General features: G+C 67.2%; 1 protein-coding gene. It reads left to right on the top strand.

Annotation, left to right across the window (positions count from 1 at the left end):
- Window positions 1-164: 164 nt before the first annotated feature.
- The coding region (locus tag VQ03_RS28340; RefSeq protein ID WP_048454266.1) for a PAS domain-containing protein at window positions 165-745 on the top strand (581 nt) is incomplete at its 3' end.

Raw genomic sequence — 745 nt, 5'->3', positions numbered from 1 at the left:
GCCTGGCGGTGACGGGACTTATTTGTGGTCGTCGGCAATTACGTCAATGATACGATTTTACCGGTGAATCTCGCGCCACCGAGGGAACCCGCTCGTGCGCGATCCGTTTGTGCTCCGCTGCCCCATGAGGCAGCGACGACGAGCATGAAGGGACGAGCCGAGCCGTGACCGCAGGCGTCGACAGGCATGAGCTCCGGCAGATCATCGCCGGCCTCAGCGAGGGGGTGATCCTGGTCGAGCCCGACCAGACCATCGCCTACGCCAACGAGGCCGCGCTGGCGATGCACGGAGCCGAGAGCCTGGACGAGATCGGGCCGACGGTCGATGCCTACCGGGCCCGTTTCGCCTTGCGCTACCGCAACAACCGCGCCCCGGAGAGCTACCCGATCGAGCGCGTCGTTGCCGGCGAGCGCTTCCACGACGTGGTGGTCGAGGTGACGCGCGCCGACAAGCCGGATGTCGGCTTCGTCCATTCCCTGCGCAGCCTCGTCGCCACCGACCGGGAGGGCAAGCCGAGCTGCCTGGCGCTGATCCTCAAGGACGTGTCGGACCAGTTCGAGGCCGAGGAGCGCTTCGAGCGCACCTTCAACGCCAATCCGGCCCCGGCGGTCATCACCCGGCTCTCCGACCTGCGCCACGTCAAGGTCAATGCCGGCTTCCTGGAGATGACCGGCTACACCCGCGACGCCGTGATCGGCCGCAGCGTCTACGAGGTCGACGTGCTGGCCAATGCCCGCAACCGCGA

It is taken from the genome of Methylobacterium tarhaniae, assembly GCF_001043955.1.
GTDB lineage: Bacteria > Pseudomonadota > Alphaproteobacteria > Rhizobiales > Beijerinckiaceae > Methylobacterium > Methylobacterium tarhaniae.
This window is presented reverse-complemented; position numbering and strand designations above follow the sequence as displayed.